The sequence below is a fragment of the Brevibacillus sp. genome (genome assembly GCF_003521185.1).
Taxonomy (GTDB): domain Bacteria; phylum Bacillota; class Bacilli; order Brevibacillales; family Brevibacillaceae; genus Brevibacillus; species Brevibacillus parabrevis.
Genome location: NZ_DOTK01000007.1, coordinates 107,312 through 124,885, shown reverse-complemented (window position 1 = coordinate 124,885; position 17,574 = coordinate 107,312). Strand labels below are relative to the sequence as shown.

Annotated in this window: 17 protein-coding genes and 1 pseudogene; 16 read left to right on the top strand and 2 right to left on the bottom strand. The window is 48.6% G+C overall.

Annotated features, from left to right (window positions below):
- Positions 1 to 93: 93 nt before the first annotated feature.
- The 7 genes from DEP07_RS02180 (at position 94) to DEP07_RS02150 (ending at position 5,942) form a co-directional block, all read left to right on the top strand.
- Positions 94 to 291: a hypothetical protein gene (locus DEP07_RS02180; RefSeq protein ID WP_129552174.1), complete on the top strand. Its 198-nt coding sequence runs from the start codon at positions 94 to 96 to the stop codon at positions 289 to 291.
- Positions 292 to 452: 161 nt separating this feature from the next.
- Positions 453 to 1,319 carry an McbB family protein gene (locus tag DEP07_RS02175; RefSeq protein ID WP_122966543.1) on the top strand — a complete coding sequence of 289 codons (867 nt, stop codon included), beginning with the start codon at positions 453 to 455 and terminating at the stop codon, positions 1,317 to 1,319.
- Positions 1,312 to 2,142 (top strand): nitroreductase family protein, encoded by an 831-nt coding sequence (locus DEP07_RS02170; RefSeq protein WP_167470389.1) that lies wholly within the window; start codon positions 1,312 to 1,314, stop codon positions 2,140 to 2,142. Before DEP07_RS02175 ends, DEP07_RS02170 begins: the two co-directional genes overlap by 8 nt.
- Positions 2,132 to 3,211 (top strand): YcaO-like family protein, encoded by a 1,080-nt coding sequence (locus DEP07_RS02165; RefSeq protein WP_122966545.1) that lies wholly within the window; start codon positions 2,132 to 2,134, stop codon positions 3,209 to 3,211. Before DEP07_RS02170 ends, DEP07_RS02165 begins: the two co-directional genes overlap by 11 nt.
- A gap of 12 nt (positions 3,212 to 3,223) precedes the next feature.
- Positions 3,224 to 4,336, top strand: a complete 1,113-nt coding sequence (locus DEP07_RS02160) for a YcaO-like family protein (protein WP_122966546.1) — start codon at positions 3,224 to 3,226, stop codon at positions 4,334 to 4,336.
- 82 nt (positions 4,337 to 4,418) lie between these two features.
- Positions 4,419 to 5,177, top strand: coding sequence for an ABC transporter permease (locus DEP07_RS02155; RefSeq protein ID WP_122966547.1), 759 nt, complete (start codon positions 4,419 to 4,421; stop codon positions 5,175 to 5,177).
- A gap of 27 nt (positions 5,178 to 5,204) precedes the next feature.
- Positions 5,205 to 5,942, top strand: coding sequence for an ATP-binding cassette domain-containing protein (locus DEP07_RS02150; RefSeq protein WP_122966548.1), 738 nt, complete (start codon positions 5,205 to 5,207; stop codon positions 5,940 to 5,942).
- Positions 5,943 to 6,115: 173 nt separating this feature from the next.
- On the opposite strand, the gene DEP07_RS02145 is transcribed toward DEP07_RS02150, so the two are convergent.
- The gene (locus DEP07_RS02145; RefSeq protein ID WP_229049997.1) at positions 6,116 to 6,346 is read right to left on the bottom strand and encodes a hypothetical protein; all 231 of its coding nucleotides are present in this window, start codon (positions 6,344 to 6,346) and stop codon (positions 6,116 to 6,118) included.
- Between the two features lie 15 nt (positions 6,347 to 6,361).
- A pseudogene (locus DEP07_RS02140) lies at positions 6,362 to 6,615 on the bottom strand (DUF1254 domain-containing protein); the annotation flags it as partial.
- Positions 6,616 to 7,025: 410 nt separating this feature from the next.
- Between DEP07_RS02140 and DEP07_RS02135 the strand changes: the two are divergent.
- The 9 genes from DEP07_RS02135 to DEP07_RS02095 all read left to right on the top strand — a co-directional run bounded on the left by DEP07_RS02135 (position 7,026) and on the right by DEP07_RS02095 (position 17,527).
- Positions 7,026 to 7,916: a DUF2167 domain-containing protein gene (locus DEP07_RS02135; RefSeq protein ID WP_254223300.1), complete on the top strand. Its 891-nt coding sequence runs from the start codon at positions 7,026 to 7,028 to the stop codon at positions 7,914 to 7,916.
- Positions 7,917 to 8,070: 154 nt separating this feature from the next.
- Positions 8,071 to 8,703 carry a DedA family protein gene (locus DEP07_RS02130; protein WP_287102040.1) on the top strand — a complete coding sequence of 211 codons (633 nt, stop codon included), beginning with the start codon at positions 8,071 to 8,073 and terminating at the stop codon, positions 8,701 to 8,703.
- Positions 8,704 to 8,825: 122 nt separating this feature from the next.
- A complete protein-coding gene (locus DEP07_RS02125) occupies positions 8,826 to 9,380 on the top strand; it encodes an amine oxidase (protein WP_229049975.1) in 555 nt (184 codons plus the stop codon).
- 95 nt (positions 9,381 to 9,475) lie between these two features.
- Positions 9,476 to 10,132: an HlyD family secretion protein gene (locus DEP07_RS02120; protein WP_287102039.1), complete on the top strand. Its 657-nt coding sequence runs from the start codon at positions 9,476 to 9,478 to the stop codon at positions 10,130 to 10,132.
- Positions 10,133 to 10,144: 12 nt separating this feature from the next.
- A complete protein-coding gene (locus DEP07_RS02115; protein WP_287102038.1) occupies positions 10,145 to 11,704 on the top strand; it encodes a DHA2 family efflux MFS transporter permease subunit in 1,560 nt (519 codons plus the stop codon).
- A gap of 36 nt (positions 11,705 to 11,740) precedes the next feature.
- Positions 11,741 to 12,886: an HlyD family secretion protein gene (locus tag DEP07_RS02110; protein ID WP_287102037.1), complete on the top strand. Its 1,146-nt coding sequence runs from the start codon at positions 11,741 to 11,743 to the stop codon at positions 12,884 to 12,886.
- Positions 12,887 to 13,098: 212 nt separating this feature from the next.
- Positions 13,099 to 14,163 carry an AAA family ATPase gene (locus tag DEP07_RS02105; protein WP_122966553.1) on the top strand — a complete coding sequence of 355 codons (1,065 nt, stop codon included), beginning with the start codon at positions 13,099 to 13,101 and terminating at the stop codon, positions 14,161 to 14,163.
- A 3-nt stretch (positions 14,164 to 14,166) separates the two neighbouring features.
- Complete coding sequence (locus tag DEP07_RS02100; protein ID WP_173596625.1) at positions 14,167 to 15,972, top strand: DUF2201 family putative metallopeptidase; 1,806 nt, start codon at positions 14,167 to 14,169, stop codon at positions 15,970 to 15,972.
- A gap of 139 nt (positions 15,973 to 16,111) precedes the next feature.
- Positions 16,112 to 17,527, top strand: coding sequence for a sigma-54 interaction domain-containing protein (locus tag DEP07_RS02095; RefSeq protein WP_122966765.1), 1,416 nt, complete (start codon positions 16,112 to 16,114; stop codon positions 17,525 to 17,527).
- Positions 17,528 to 17,574 lie beyond the last annotated feature (47 nt).

Genomic DNA, 17,574 nt, shown 5'->3' with positions numbered 1-17,574 from the left:
TATTACAATCCTTCACAAAAAAAGATTGCTTTTTTACTATTTAGTTGATGGTATTTTTAACCATCAATAACTTTTATTAGGGGTGAAAGAATCGTGGAAAAAGAAATTGTTCGCGGAGCAAACAAGGAAATCATTGGGGATGGAGGTATGTTAGGAATTTCGAAGTTTGGAGTTGGTTCAAATTTCAATACTATTCAATCTCTGACAGATAAAAATAAGGGGGGCCGATTGTGCGCTTCTTCCTCTTCTTCAAGTAGTGGTGCTGCCACTATCGGTAAAAATAACCGATAATTCTTATTTTGCCGGGGAAGACATCGTTTCAACATGAAGTTTATTTAAGCCAAATTCAAAATGGAGCTTATTGACAACAATAGTTACCCGCTATTTTGAATTTGGCTATCTACATAACTTTTAAAAGAGTAGAACAAAAAATAAAATGATGGTGAATTAATATGACTTCTAATTATCGGATCAACAGATTTCTGTGTCATTCCTTACAGAATGGAGATGTAGTAGTTCAAACTGCAAATGGAGTAATGAAGATTCATGATAAAGATCTCATTGATTTAATTCAATCGTGGGATCGAACTGGCAAGAAAGAAATTTCAGAGTCTGTGCTTGAACAAATTTTCAAAGAAGAAAAAGAGGAGGTTATTGGTTTTCTAGCAAGCAATGGGTTAATACGTACAGTGAAAGAAAAAATGCTCCGAATAGATTCCGTTACTATTATGACCAATGATGATTTTTTAAGGTCAATATTAATGAATACATTAGTTGAAGATTTTCAAGAGAATCTGGCAATCACGTCACTTTCAGTTGATGACATGCAGCCTTGCGAGGAAAATGAATTATCCCTTGTATTTCTAAATCCCTATAACAAAAGTTTAGGAAAAAGAATCAGGGATAGACATATGGAATCAAGCAACTCTTATTTATTGATGAGTTATATATACAACAATAAATTTTATATGGACTCGCTTTATAACCGTAATTGGGTTAATCCATGTCATTGTTGCCATATAGGTCATATTGAATCGCATATGAGAATTGGAAGTGCTGATAATTTAACTTATCAGCAAGTCATTGACATGCTGTATTCTCTGGAGGAAGACATCAAAATCGGCGTTCCTTTAACCAATAGCCAACGAGTTATTATTGCATCATGTTTGATTAAGCGTATGCAATTACTTTTTCATGATTTTACTTACTCAAAAATTCATCATGAAGATATTAATAGAGCGATGGTCATGAAACTGGATAATTTTAAAAAATATGAAGATACTTCGATTCATTGGGAGTTGTGTGATTGTTATGAATAACATAAGTGAAGATTTATTAGTAGAGCAGAGAAGAAAGAATGATTTTGCGAATCATTTACAAGCAGAAGTTCTCTCTAATAGTTTATTGGATCAAGTTGTTAAGATGCATCAGGAAGGATGCTGGATATCAGAAATAATGTATGAATATGAGGAAGAGCTACTAGAGTGGATGGAATTAGTGGAATTTACAGATATTATACCGAAGTATTACGAAAAATCATTCCAATTTCAAATTGAACAAAAAACTATTGAACGCACTAGGAGCTGCCGAACATTTAAAGAGAATTGGAACATAAATGCGGATGATTTTGGGACCATCCTTCGAGACTCATTCGGCAGATTTTCCAACACTTTAACCAAGAACTATCCTTCTGCTGGAGGCTTGTATCCGGTTTTACCGCTCGTATATGTATTTGACGAAGGTGTCTTAAAAGGGATTTCTGTTAAAGGATGCTATTTGTTTCATTCCTCGAAAAATGAACTGATTTTACTTAAAGAATACGATGAGGAACTTTTAAATTTAGTAATCAATCAAATTAACCCTTCTGACCGAAGTTTATTTTCTAAAATCGCTATTGGCTATGCCATTGATTTAAAAAGAGCTATCACCAAATACAGAAAACGAGGGTACAGATACGCATTAATTGAAATTGGCGCAATGTGTCAGAGTTTCAGGGAGACATTAAGTAGGTTTGACAGTAGCTTAGGTGAATTTTGTTTTGCGGGGTTTAATGACAATGCCTTGACTCATTTATCTGGCTTAAACGCAAGATTAGCGCCAGTAACATTAATTCAGTGGTTTGGTGAAAGAAATGATATTTGATGTGTCGAAAAGAAACTTTGGTTACAAGGACTCACTCTTCAACAATAGACCAGTTTATTTAGCGACTTCAAGAATCGGAACATTCAGGAGGGAAGACGGTGGAATAGGACCAGTAGATTGTGGCGCTATTTCTCAAAGAAAAAGAAAGTCAGTTTTAAAGGCGTTTTCTGAATCAATAGAGCGCAGAGCATTAGTAATTGGAGCTAGAGGGGACGCCATTGAGGGTTTGGCAGAATCGTTTGACATAATGAATCGTAAGGTTGCAAAGATCCCTAGACGATTTACGCAACTATGCAAGGAAGATTCTATCGTTTGTGATACCACGGGTACAGCAGCACACTTTAATAGTAAGCTGGCTCAATCAAATGCAATTAAAGAATTATTAGAGAAAAATTCAACGTTTCTTTTTTGGTATGGGAGACAAGGGAAAAAAATTGATTTATCTCAACACTATTCTATATACGTTAGTCTTTTTCAAGCAGAAGGATATCAAGTACAAGCATACGTAGAAGAGACATTTAAACCATTAAAAGTAGTATTTGTTTTTGCAAAGAATGCAAATCACATTACTCCCTTTACTTTTATGACAGGAGTAGGCTCAAGTATTTCTCTTTCGAATGCTATTCACAAGGGCTTGTCAGAAGCATATTTACTAAAAAACGTTTATGATGACTATTTTTATAGATACCAACTTGAAGGGCTTGAACCGAGTTCGTACACGGCGATTGTCCTAAAAGCCCAAACTGATAGCGAATGTCTAAAACACCTTGAACTGTTCAACAAGCTGGATACTTATCAAGAAGTGGACGAAGATATCACGCTGTCTGAAGCCGAGGTAGAAACTGATCTGATTGTGAAAAATTTACCAGTTTGGGTCAAAGAGTTGCACACTACAGTTTTATATCAAACCGTAAATAAAAATCTAATTATCATTAAAGCATATTCGCCTAATCTCTATAATCATGTTGCACTGAAAACGTATATTGATCTTGATAGAGATGTGAACAGGTATACAGTTAATTTAACTCAGGATACTTTGAATCATATACCAACGTGTCCAATATTATAAAGGAGCTTTTCCATGTATTATGTAACGAATAGTCCCAATCATGGACATGCTTTTGTGGCAAATCGAATATGGATAAACAAAGAAATATTTCAGTGCGGGTATTCCAATTGTTATGTAGATTGTGCAATACACAAAGCTGCCTATGGAAATTCAGTGAAGAATAACAGCAGGAAAGCAATGGCTGCTGCAATTGGGGAACACCTTGAAAGGCTAGCGCTTTTTGCCCCAAGGATGAAGGCAATTCAGGAAAATGGTAGCGCCAGCACAGAAGCCTTTAATTTAATAACTGGAGATACAATAAAAATACCTTTGGATTTTGTCATTTTAGAGTATGGCCATCCGATTTTTAAAGATAAAGATATGCATAGCTCTTTCAGTGATACTTGTGGAGTAGCTTCACATACTTCCAGTGCTTATGCAATAGAAGCAGCATTTTTAGAATTTATCGAAAGACAGTCGCTAATACATACATGGTTAACTAAGAAAGCAGGAAGATTACTATCATTAAAATTATTGGAAAAACAAATCGTTTGCAATATTATACAAATGAGCAAGACATATAAAGGAATTCAGGAGTTTTACTTGGTTGATATTTCAATAACGGATGACGTCCATGTCGTACTAGCTTTAGGTTTTGGAAAAGAGTCTTTCAGTATTGGGGCAGGGGCACATTGGAATCTGTTAGATGCGGTTAATCGAGCCATGAACGAGTATTTTCAATTTATGACTGGTTTTTGGGGAAGGGAGAACGAGGGGGAAAGTATAGACGGCGACTTGTATTATGACTTTTGTAACTCATTAAGCCCAGAGAAATTTCGAGAAGAATACGCATTCTTGACTGATAATAAAAGGCAGCTTGAGGAGAATATTCCCTTAACGAAAACATCTCAAATAGACACGTTCATTGAAAGAGTTCAAAGAGTGGTAAATGATCTAGATATTTCTGTTTACGCAACGTGTGTTCCTGAAACAATGGAATTCAACACAAAGGTTGTTAAAGTATTCTCACCTGATTGTTATCCGCATATGAATACGGCTTTACTTGATCCACAAAAATATCGCTTCTCCAGAAAATTTGATCGATCTATATATAAAAACTTGAACAAGCTGATTCCGTTCCCATAAGAAACACTTACATGGTTTGCTCAAGGATTCATTACGTTCAAAAATGTAAAAAAAATCAAAAAGAGAAAGGAAAAGGGACCGAATGCTTAGAAAATCATACGAATTTTTTATCGTATTTATCAAGTCGATGATCGATGAAAAAATTGCGTTAGCCTGGTCGATCCTGTTGCCTCTGTTGTTGTTTTTTTCTATCAATTACAGTTGGTTTCACGCCAAGCCGGATGTTTCGAAAGCTGTTTATTACTACGCCAGCTTTTGGGCCTTCTCTGCGGTGCTGGTAGTGTTTAACGGGATTGGGCTAAGATTAACCGATTTTCGAGAATTAGGCATCCTGAAAAGTTTTGTCTTCATCTGCGGTTCAAAAGTTCCTATTATCGTGGGACTTTTACTCAGTCAAATTGTTTTTGGGCTGGTTAGTCTTGCTTTGTTTACGCTTGTTATTTCCATCGTCTTTGATTACCCTATTTTTCTTCTGTTTTTCACGGCTGTGTGTACCTATCTAGTTGTTTTACTCCCGCTGTTTATGTTGTCGCTATCAATCGCAAGCTTGTCGGTAAGAGCGTCGTCTGCCTATACGCTTGTCAATATGCTGATTTTTCCGGCGACGTATTTGGCTATCTATCGTGGCGAGTCTACCGATTTTTTCACTACTATCCTTTACTATTTAAATCCGGTTGAATATGTGTTTCGCTTTTCCGTGTTTACCTATGATGCATTGACCAATAACCTTCACCTGAATAGTAACCACCTGTTTCTTTTGGTCATTTCGCTGGTCTACATCGCGATTGGGGTCATTGCATGGTCGAAAATAAAAATCGCTTCAACCGTAAGAAGAACCTAATCTAAAACAGGAAAGAGTGGAGAACAGATGATTGAATTAAAAAATATATCGTTTTCCTACCCGAAGAGTGAAAAGAAAGCGATCAATCAACTGAATATGAAACTGGAAGCAGATAAGGTCAATGTGGTCATTGGCCTGAATGGGGCAGGGAAAACAACGCTTTTTGATTTGCTGACGGGAGTGTTGGCGATTCAGGAGGGCGCGATTGACGGAATCCCGCAAGCGACAGAAATCGTATATCAAACGCAAAGCTTGTACTTTTCCCCCATTTTGAAAGGCAGGGACATTGCGCGACTTATTTTACATATAGCGGACAGAGCGTTCGATAAAAATCCGGAGAGGTGTTTGTCTCTGATGGATGACCGAGAAAGAGAACTGGTCAGGGAGCTTTGGAATCGGAAGTTTGGGCAAATGTCTGTTGGCGAAAGGAAGTGGCTGCTCGTCACCTTGTTTGCCGAGATTAACAAAAGCTTCTATTTGTTTGACGAGCCAACGAGTGGGGTTGACCCTTCGGCCAGATTAAAAATATTGAACAAGATTGCGGGCATAGCCAAAAAAGCCGGGCACACCGTTATGATGTCGACTCATCAATTGCAGGAGCTGGAATTTATCGATTGCAAAATTTTCATTCTTCATGCGGGGAATGTGAAGTATGCAGGCTCCTACCAGGATTTGCTGACTACGTACAATACCCCTAATCCGGACAAGGCGTTTCAGTACTGTATCGAAAGCGATGACCGCCCCATGGGAATTGCCCATTACTAACTCCATTCGCTATATAAGCAAAAGGCATTGTCGGCGGAAGAGAGACAATGCCTTTTCGCTGTTCAGGCTGAACGCAAACCGGATTTGCTGCTTAACGCTCCCAAGTCTTCGTTAGTTCAATAGCGGGCCAGACTTGCTGCTTGCGGAAGCTGGCGGGACCGATGGCTTGCGGGTCAAAAGCCTTTAGCCGCGCTGATCCCGATGAGCGCAAACTGGTCGAGCAGGGTGCGGTCGCATTCCGGGGGCGGGGTGCTGCGAAGCATCTCTGCCATCACTTGAAAAAAAGCCAAAGATGTCCACGCATCTGGTTGGGTAGCGAGGGAGAGCGACAGGGCGGGCGGCTCTTTGGCTGCGGCCAGCGGTGCTAGAGCAAACTGCTTCTCGAAGGCGACAACCTGCGGCAAGTCGGCGTCCCTCTTCACCTCCACACGGCCGATGAGCCAGACGTTACGGGTCGGGGCCGTATCACGGGCGTATGCGGCGGAGGATTTCCTTTCCAGTTCGGGCCAACGAGCAAGTAGCGTGCTGCCTCCTGCCGGGTTGAGCGGTTGGAGACGTTGCGAAACGTATTCGTGTACACGTCCAGCATTTGCATGGTAAAGTAACGGTTTTGCGGATTGGCGGGCACGCTCAGCAAGACAGGCGTTCGGGACAAGTCAAGCCAGGCGCTCATGTACAGCGTATCGGAGTTGGGCGTGACGATATCCCGGTAGGGGGGAGTCGCAAGCGAGTAGTCTGGGGAATAGTGCTATTTTTCTGCACCGCGCTGCGTTTTTATACCAAATCGAACAGCCGCCTAAAAGCCGCTCGCCATGGTGACGACCCACTGTTCTCCCATCATTCATGGCTTCACCCGACTCGTCCGTGGTTCACATGGAGAACAGCATAAATGCAGCCGGGTTTTCGTGTGAAAAACGCCCTAGAGATAATGAGGAATAAGTAACGGAAAAACAAATAAATAACCAATTATATCCAGTTAATTTGAATCAATTTTCCCTGTAATTTCTAAATTCTCTTTGAAATAGGAAAATGATCCCGGTAAGATGAGGAGGTTCTTGAATAAACAGGATTGAGGGGTCAGGCATGAAAAGACGAAGTTGGCTATCATTTTTAGTTGTAAGCATGTTTGTGTTCGGAAGTGTCCTGCCTGCGAGTGCGGCAGGGAACTACAACGTTGTCGAGAGCGGAACGAAAGTAGAAATGGAAGGGAAGTTCTCCTTCACAGTCCCGGAAAATATGATCTTTCTCAATAAAGACGACACGATCAAAATGGAGAAAGAAAATGGCGACATCCCGACCATGAACGAAATCGGGAGCGTCCATCCGATCGAAGACAGCGAAAATTGGGCGTTGTTTATCGAATACGAAGACACCGGACATATTAGCGACGACGAGCAAAACGAAATCGATGCCGAAGAACTGCTGCAAAGCTACAAGGACGGCACCGAGGAAGCGAACAAGCAAAGACAGCCGGAGGAGCAGTTTCATGTGATCGGCTGGAATGTAAAGCCGTCCTATAACGCGGCGACGCATGAACTGGAATACTCCATGCTTGCGGAAACCGCGCAGAAAACCCAGTTTTTGAACTACAAGCTGCAAGTTTTGACGCGTACCGGCCATGTTTCTTTCATTCTTGTGACGGACGTTCCAGCGCTCGCGAAGGACAAGCAGACATTGCGGGAAAAAATCTTGAAAAACTTCGTCGTAAAAGAAGGCCAGCGCTACAGCGATTTTGACGCCAAGACAGACAAGGTCGCTGAATACGGGCTGACTGGCTTGATTCTCGGAGGCTTGGGCGTTGCCGCTGCGAAGAAGCTGGGCTTCCTCGCCCTGATTCTCGCCTTTGCCAAAAAAGGTTGGATTATTATCGTCGTGCTGTTGGGCGCGATTGGCGGCTTCGTGAAAAAGCTGTTCAACAAAAAGAAAAACAACGCTGCACCGACCGATTCGGACGAGGAAAAACCGTCCGCGTAAAAGCTCGACAAAACAAAGAACGATTGCCAAAAAGACAGCCGGATTTTTCGCTTTGGGCGAGAACGAGGCTGTCTTTTTCATGCGGAAAGGGAGAGCGGGAAGGGACGAATCTCGCAAAAAAATCGAGAATGACAAGCAGGCAGGAGGGAATACAATGGAAGAGGAAAACGTTTTTTTGGAGGTAGCCGTGGAACAGCACCTGGACTTTTTTGTGATGAAATACGGATATGTGGGCGTGTTTTTTTCGCTTGCGCTTGGGGTGATCGGGCTGCCGATTCCCGATGAAGTCTTGATGACGTATACCGGATACGCTGTGTCGCGCGGAGTTTTGCAGATGCCGTTTGCCGTGCTGAGCGCTTTTTTGGGAGCGGCGGCAGGCATCACCGTCAGCTACTTGATCGCGTCCAAATGGGGGTTGCCGCTTTTGCTCAAAGTGGGGCCATATTTGCATTTGAATCCGAAAAAGATCGAGTCCACGCAAAAGCTGTTCGCCAAGTACGGCACCTTCTTGTTGATTGTCGGCTACTTTTTGCCGGGTGTCCGCCACATCACGGCTTACTTGGCAGGGATGTCCGGGATGAAGTATCGCGTCTTCGCGGTGTTTGCCTATACGGGAGCTTTTTTGTGGAGCATCACTTTCTTGCTTTTGGGCAGAGCGCTGGAAAAAGAATGGTTCAAAGTCACCGTCTATGTCAGGCATTACGGCTTGACGTTTTTGCTGATTGGCGGGGCGATTGCCATTGCATGGTACTTGTTGATGAAGTACAGACAAAGCTTGAAGACATGACAGGAAAAAAATGTTGAAAAAAGGCTTTACAAACCGACGGTCGGTTTGTATTATTAGATCAGAAAGCAATGACTGATTCCATCATTCATAAAAAAGGTGACGAGGAGAGTTGTACCGTGATCATGACTTTGTTCTGGATCTTTATCGACTTGATCCCATTTATCGTAGCGTTTCAAGTGCAGCCGCCGACACTCGGGTTTGCCATCGGCTTCGTTCTCGCCCTGCTGATCTATTTGTTTCAGAAAAAGCGATTCGGGGAAGTGACGACGATTATCGCGATCAAAGTATTTTACTTCTTTTGCGGCTTCTGGATTGCCTTGTTCTTCCCTGTGTTTCATCTGTTCGACTTTACCCAATTGTTCATGTACGCGATTCTTGCCCTGGCAGCCATCTGGTCGCTGTGCATCAAAAAGCCGTTTACGCTTCAATACGCGAAAAAAGTAGTGCCGGAGAGCTTCACCACGCATCCGCTGTTTCTCGCCTCGAATTTTTGGTTGACACTTATCTGGGCTGTTGTGTTCGCACTCTCGCTCGTTTGCTCCGTACTGTTTGCGCTCGCGATGATTTCCGGAGAAACAGGCGTTTTGCTGGTCAATATTTGGAACATCGTCGGGATCGCCGCTACCATCCTCGTGCGGCCTGTAGTGAAGCGTTACTTTTTGAAAAAGCAAGCCTGAGACGAGGCATCGCATGAACGTGCGAGCCTGATATTTTACTCACCCACAAACCGACAGTCGGTTTGTTGGTGCAAACAAGGAGGCAATCACCTGTTATGGAAAAGAAAAAACGCAATCCGAAGCTGATTTTGGCCGCCGTTTTTCTGCTGGTCGTCGCTGTAGTCGGCTACTACGGTTACCAGAGCTATTTTTACGTCAAAACGGAAGATGCTGTCGTGACGGGCGAGATTTACAAAATTGCCCCCAAGGTGGCGGGAAAGCTGACGCATGTGACGGTCGATGTCGGCAGTCAGGTGCAAAAAGACGAGATCGTGGCTGAACAGGAGCAAGTCAACGCGGCAAGTCCGACCCAGGTGGACAGCTTGATGGTCCGTTCCCCGATCGACGGCGTGATTTTGCAAAGAGCCGCCAAGGAAGGCGAGGTCATTGGGGCAGGCAACACGTTGGCGCTGGTCGTCGACAAGCGGAAGCTGTACGTGGAAGCACATGTGGAGGAAGCAGAAGCGGGCTATATCCAGGTCGGGCAGCCGGTCGATATCGTGCTGGATAAATACCCGGGGCAAACGTTCCGCGGAACGGTCAATCGCATCGGCGAAGCTACCCAGTCGACATTTTCCTTGCTGCCGTCAGTGAATGCGAGCGGAAACTTCACCAAAGTAACCCAGCGTATCGCTGTAAAAATTACGTTTGACGAGGGGCCGTACGACTTTCAGCCAGGTTTGAATGCCAATGTGTCCATCCACGTGCGATAAGGATGTGTAGCGATGAGTCCTCAAGAAAATTTTTGGCCGGGTGTGTTTGCGATCGTGCTTGGTACGTTCATGGCTGTGCTCGATACGAGCATCGTCAATGTGGCGATTCCGGAAATGATGAATGTGTTCGGGGCGTCGACGGAGGAAATTCAATGGGTCGTGACCAGCTATACATTGACGATGGCTGCTGTCATTCCGCTGGCCGGGTTTTTGGGTATCCGGTTCGGCATCAAAAAAAGCTATCTCGCCAGCCTGTTCCTGTTCACAATCGGTTCGCTGCTGTGCGGCCTGGCTGTCAGCAACGGGACGATGATCGCGGCGCGAATCATTCAGGCGGCAGGCGGCGGACTGATGATGACGATCGGGCAATCGATGATTCAATTCGTCGTCCCGCGCGAAAAAATCGGCCCAGCCATGGGAGTATTCGGCATCTCGGTCTTTGTCGCTCCCGCTGTCGGGCCGACGTTAAGCGGCTATTTCGTCGAGCATCTCGACTGGCGATTCATTTTCACGGTGAACATTCCGTTTGGCATTTTGGCGATGTTTCTGGTGTGGCGCTGCTTGCAGGAAAGCGAAGCGAATCGCAAACAGCCTTTTGATCTGCAAGGGTTTGTCTGGTCGGCCGTTGCGCTGGTGAGTCTTCTGCTCGCCGTGACGAAAGGCGAGGAGTACGGCTGGGACTCTTTTACGATCGTATCGTTGCTGATGAGTGCCTTGATCTGCGGGTACATGTTCGTGATGCGAGAGCTGTCGACGGCTCATCCGCTGGTCGATGTACGGTTGTTCGCCAATCGGCAGTTTACGCTCGGTCTTTTGGTAAACAGTCTGATTATGGTCGGCAATTTCGGCGTCATTTACCTGCTGCCAATCTACTCGGAGAACATGCTCGGTCGCACGGCGATGGATACCGGGCTGATGATGCTGCCGCAAGCGATTGCCTCCGGGATCGTCACGCCGATATGCGGCATGCTGGCGACGCGCATCGGTTTGAAGCCTTTGATTGTCGTCGGTCTCGCTTTATGCATCGTGCCCGGATATTTTTTAACCCAAGTCGATTTGAACACCAGCATGTCGACGATTCACTGGCTGCTTGCCTTGCGCGGGATCGGACTCGGCATGTGTCTGATGACTTCCATGCAAATTCCGCTGGTGGCCGTGTCTGAGCCGGAACGAGTGCCCGCAGCTTCGGTGATCACGAATATTTCCCGGCAAGTGGCTACCTCGATCGGCATTGCCGGATTGATTTCCTTGTTTACCAGAAGAGGCGCGGTGCACGCGGCACAAATGGGCGAGCAGGTCACGACCACGCGGCAATCCGTCGTGGAGACGCTGTCCCAATGGCAGCAAATGTACGTGGCAAAAGGCATGTCGCTTTCGGAAGCCTATTCGTCGGCTGTCGGATTGCTCGGTCAACTCGTGCGAAAATACGCGGCAATCGCTGCGCTGCAAGATAGTTTGTTCGTGGCGGTTCTCGTGCTGGTAGCGGCGTTTTTGACCATGCTGATTGTGAAAGAAAACAAGGCCGCGCTGCAAGCAGGCCAGGAAGCGAGTCGTTCGGCGATCGTAGATTGATCGATTTTTCCCCATCACTTATCAGGAGGGTTTCCCATGAAAAAGTATAAACAGCGGCTGGCTGTATTGGCAGGAAGCGTCGCAATGATCTGCCTGGCTGGTTGCGGATCGGTGCAGCCTGTGGCATTGTCGACAGACACTGTCCAAGGGGCGCAGGCGACAGCGAAAGAAGCGGGGACGCATGTGTTCAGCGGAAAAATGGTCGGGATTGAAGAGGTGACGATTTTCCCCAAGACAGCGGGCAGAGTGAAAGCCGTTCTTCACGATACAGGCGACCGGGTAGAAGCAGGTGCTCCGCTTGTGGAGATGGAGACAGTCGAGCTTGCGGCGAGTTTGAGCATGGCCAAAGCGGAGCTTGCCATGGCACAGGCGAAGTGGGAGGAAGCGAAAAAAGGGCCGAGGGCGGAAGACTTGCAATACGCAAAAGCGGGCTGGCAACAGGCTGCAAGCAAGTATGAAGAAGTGAAAAACGGCAAGCGGCCCGAGGAGCTTTCCCAGCTCGCGGCGTCCGAACAGTCGGCGAAATCCGTCTACGAATCTGCCAAAGCCAAGTATGCGCGGGCCAAAGCTTTATACGAGCAAGGCGGCCTTTCCAGTCAGGGGCTGGACGATGCGCAGACCGCTTTGGCGCAGGCAGAAGCGCAGTACGTGCGAGCCGAGGAAGAGGTAAGGCTGGCCAAACAAGGGGTAACGAAGCCGGCGCTGCAATCGCTTGCCTCCAATGTCGACCAGATGAAGGCGATGTACGACAAAACGAAGAACGGGGCGACCAAGGAGCAGATTGCCCAATACGAGGCCAGCGTGCAGAAGGCGCAAGCAGCGGTAGCCAATGCCCAGTACCAGTTGGATAACGCTACGCTGAAAAGTCCGATCAGCGGCTACATCAGTACGAAAAATGTGCAGGCAGGCGAAATGGCGAATGCAAACACAGCCGTTATGAGCGTGGTCAACACGGATCGGCTGTATGTCGTCATCGGCGTTTCCGAGACAGACATTGCTCGCTTTTCCCCTGAGCAACAAGTCGATGTGGCGATTGAGGCGATCGGGCAGCACGTCCAGGGGAAAGTGGCGCGAATCAGCCCGAAAGCAGACCCGGGAACGAACATGTACACGGTGAAAATTGTCGTGAGCAACGCAAAAGGCAACCTGCGCTCAGGCATGACAGGGGCCGTCTCGCTTTGATCGCATCGGAAGGAAGTCGCGAAAGGTACGAAGAAAGCTCGCAGCAGCGTGAAGGCAATAAACGCTGCTGCGAGCTTTTTTCCTTGCCTGCTGTCCAGACATCTTGTAAAATTAGGAAATATTTGTGGTGTGACGGTCGCTAAAGCCAATGGAATACACGAAGGAAAGAGGTCGATTGCCGCTAACATTATTCGAACAAGAGAGGTATTGGAATGAATCTAGCCATCAACGTAACGCAAAATCAACTGATGGACGTGCTGCTCAATGTAGCTGTGGCCCGTCCCGTCTTTATTTGGGGAGCGCCGGGGATCGGGAAGTCCGCCCTTGTTGAGGCGTTTGCCCAGCAGGTAGGCTTGCCCTGCGTCTCCCTTTTGGGAAGTCAGTTGGCACCGGAAGATATTATCGGCGTCCCGCAAATTGTGGACGGCAAAAGCCGCTTTTGCCCGCCTGCCCAAATCGCGCGGGAAGAGCCGTACTGCCTCTTTCTCGACGAGCTGAATGCGTGTTCGCAAGAGGTGCAAAAAGCGTTTTACAGTCTGATTCACGAGCGCAGAATCGGGGATTACCACCTGCCGGAAGGGTCGATTGTGATCGGGGCGGGAAACCGTGCCCAGGACAGCGCGATTGTCAAGCCGATGTCGTCGGCGCTGATCAACCGGATGTTTCACGTGCAGCTGCTGGTTTCCCACGAGCAATGGCTGAATTGGGCGTATACAAACGGGATTCACTCGTACGTTCTGCAATTTTTGGAGGTGCGTCCCGATTATTTGTGGTCGCAGCCGCCGAAGACGGAAGAACCGTTTTCCACCCCGCGTTCCTGGCATATGCTGTCGGACGCGCTGCATGAGTTTGGCGATGGCCTGACTAGCGAAATGGTCGGTGTGCTCGCGTACGGTTGCCTGACGCCGCAGCATGCCGCGCAGTTCAAGGCTTTTCACAAGAACCTGCAAGGCAAGTACCAGCTTCATCGCATTTTGGAAGGAGAGACTTCTTTCCCGAGTGCGCCTGAGGATCGGGATGTGCTGTACTTTTTGGCCGATTCGTTCCGCGCCCAGATCAAAAAAGAGCTGCCGCAAGACAAAGCTTCCGTAAGCGATTTGCACAAGCGGTTTGCTCACCGGGCCAAAGCTTTGCTCAAGGATCTTTCGGCGATCTCGCTGGAGATGGCGCAGATGGTCGTCGCCCGCCACGACGACGGGGATGGGCTGCCGGACTGGTTTGTCGTTGAAGTCATCCGCGATTTGCCGCGCCTGGCTCTGGACAGAAAGGGCAAGTAGCCGATGGGAAAAGGAGCGAGAGCAAACACCGATCCCGCGACGCAAAACTATCAGCAGGCCGTCCAGTTTTTGGCGCATCATCCGATGTTCGGGCCGCTGTTCTCCCGCGCCGACCTGTTTCGCAGGGAGCACAATTTATGCCCGGACAACGGCTGGGCAGTCGTGACCAAGCACGGGAGCATACACGTCCATGCGAAGCGCAGGGGAGAGGTTGAGGAATGGATTTACGTCCTCGCCCATGCTCTGCTGCACCTTGGGTTTGGGCACTTTGTAGAAAAAAAGCATCCTGCTCTGTGGAACATCGCTTGCGATTGTTACGTCACCCGCTTTTTGAAGGACATGAAGCTGGGGAAGCCTCCTGCCGAGATGTCCTACGAGCTGGAGCTGTCCGGCAAGAGCGAGGAAGAGCTGTACGAATGGTTTGTCGAGCACGGCGTTCCCGAGCATTTGAAGCTGTTCGGAACAGGCGGGGAAAGACAGCCGGATATGCTGTTCACGGACAAATACGTGCGGTACAACTACAACCGGGACGTGAAGTGGGAGCGGCTTCTCGGCATCGGGCTATCCCAAGCCGTCCAGAGCGCTGTGAGCGTGGCGGGAGGATATGCCGATGCGCTGGGCAGCGAAGCGGTCAAGCTGACGGATGCGCAAAAAGCCAAGCGCTGGTTCATCAATCACTACCCGTTGCTTGCTTCGTTGGCCAGCCATTTCACGATTATCGAGGACTCCCTGATCTGTCAGCGCCTGCAAATATCGGTGGCTGCCATCGATGTGAACGCCGGAGAGATTTTCATCAATCCGGCGGCAGGGCTGGACGAGGAAGAATGCAAGTTCGTGATGGCGCATGAACTGCTGCACGCGGGCTTGCGCCACCATGAGCGTTGTCAGGGCAGGGACCCGTACTTCTGGAATGTAAGCTGCGACTACGTGATCAATCAATGGCTGATGGAGCTTGGAGTGGGGCGGTTTCCGCAGATTGGCGGGCTGTACGATCCCGATTTGAAAGGGCTGTCGGCCGAAGCCATCTACGATCGCATCGTCACGGATATGCGGACGTACCGCAAGTTGTACACGCTCAGAGGAATTGGCATGGGCGATATTTTGGACGGAGATGATCCGCGCTTTTGGGAAATGGGGCCGGGCACGACGCTGGATGACTTTTACCGCAGTGCCATGTCGCAAGGTCTGATCTATCACCAGGAGCGGGGCAGGGGGCTTTTGCCGGCAGGATTGGTGGAAGAAATCCGCGCCCTGGGTCAACCGCCGATCCCGTGGGATGTGCAGCTGGCACGCTGGTTCGACGAGCATTTTCCGCCATTGGAAAAGAGACGCACGTACGCTCGCGCCAGCCGCAGGCAATCCTCCACGCCGGATATTGCCCGCCCGGCCTGGGCGCATATGGAGACGGAGCAGTTGGCGCGTACGTTCGGAGTCGTGATCGACACGTCCGGATCGATGGGAACGAAGCTTTTGGGAAAAGCGTTGGGAGCGATTGCGAGCTACAGCGAGGCGCGCGATGTTCCGTATGCCCGTGTCGTCTTTTGCGATGCGCAAGCGTACGATGCCGGGTATCTTTCGCCCGACGATATCGCGGATCGCGTAAGTGTCAAGGGGCGCGGCGGTACGGTTTTGCAGCCGGGCATCGACCTGCTGGAGAAGGCCGACGATTTTCCCAAGGATGGTCCGATTCTCATCATTACAGACGGGGAGTGCGATCGGTTGCGGATTACGCGCAGCCATGCGTTCATGCTGCCAAAAGGAAGTCATCTGCCTTTTGTGGCGAAAGGCCCGATTTTTCGGATGGAATAAGGAAGCAGCATTGAAGCACCGTAATGGCGGTGCTTTTTTGCGTGGAAAAAACTTGGTGCAGGCTTTTGCTGGAACACGGGAGTGGCATGAGCTATTCTGTATAATAAATCTGAAAATATCGCAAACGGGGAGTGCAGGGATGACAGGACAGGAGAGCAAGGACAGAAAACTGCTGCTGCAAGAAGTCGAAGGGCTGTTGACGTTCATCGGCCAGCCGGTGCTGGTTGTGGATGCAAACGGTCGCGTCATGCATGCCAATCATGCGGCCGAGCACGTATGGCAACGTTCCCTGGCTGTCCTTTTGACGAAAAACTTGCAAGCTTTCGCGCCTTCTGCCAAGCTGCTCGACTTTGTGAAAAAGGGCAAGCCGCTGCGCGATTTTCCCGTGGAGATTGTCGACGGGAGCGGAAAACGCCTGCCTTGCCTCTGCCGACTGCATCCGTTGTACATCGGGCAACAGCCGGAAGGAGCGATCTTGCAGTTCACAGAGCAGCGCAAGGAGTCGGAGCAGGAAAAAAATCGGCGGTATGTCACGCGCTATACGTTTGCCGACATTCGCGGAAACAGCGAGGCGATCCGGGCGCTGAAAGACTCGGCAGCCAAAATTGCCAAAAGCGATTCGACGGTTCTGATTCGCGGAGAGAGCGGGACGGGCAAGGAAGTGCTCGCCCAGTCGATTCACGATGCCAGCTCGCGCCGCAGCGGGCCGTTTGTCGCCATCAACTGCGCGGCGATACCGGAAGCCTTGTTGGAAAGCGAATTGTTCGGCTACGAGGAAGGGGCTTTTACCGGAGCGAAAAAAGGCGGCAAGGCAGGGCGGTTCGAGCTGGCTTTGCACGGGACGCTGTTTCTCGATGAGATCGGCGATATGCCGCCGTTTTTGCAGGCCAAGCTGCTTCGCGTCCTGCAGGAGCGGCGAATCGAGCGGGTGGGCGGCTCAGAAAGCATCCCTGTCGATGTCCGGTTGATCGCAGCCACGCACAAGGATCTCGACGCGATGATCGTCAGCGGTCAGTTTCGCGAGGACTTGTACTACCGCTTGCACGTCATCCCGCTGCACGTACCGCCGTTGCGCGAGCGAAAAGACGACCTGTACGACCTGATCCACTACTATTTGAAGCTGTTTGCGGACAAGCTGGGCAAGGAATCGAAGCGCTTTTCCGCCCAGGCGTTGAAATGTTTGATCGACTACCACTGGCCGGGAAACATTCGCGAGTTGGAAAACACGCTGGAATACATCGTAAACCTGGAGATCGGCGACCTGGTGACGATCAGCAGTTTGCCTGCGATCATTCGCGGGAATCGCACCAGTGAAGAAGCGCTTGCTGTCCTGCCGCAAGCGCCGTCCGTGGCTGCGTCTGCGCATGCGTCTGTCCCGCCAGACGCTGTACCCATCCGACTGGGCGATTCAAGCGAGCAAGCGGAGGTACAGCTTCTGTTGCAAGCGATCCAGCAATTTGGCAAAAGCACCGAAGGGAAGCGGAAGGCTGCGGAGTTTTTGGGCATTAGCGTCGCTACCCTGTACAGACGCCTGCAAAAAATCAATCGCAAGTAGGCTTCTCCCACGCTGACAAGGGCATGAGGATATTCAACGAGAGGGAG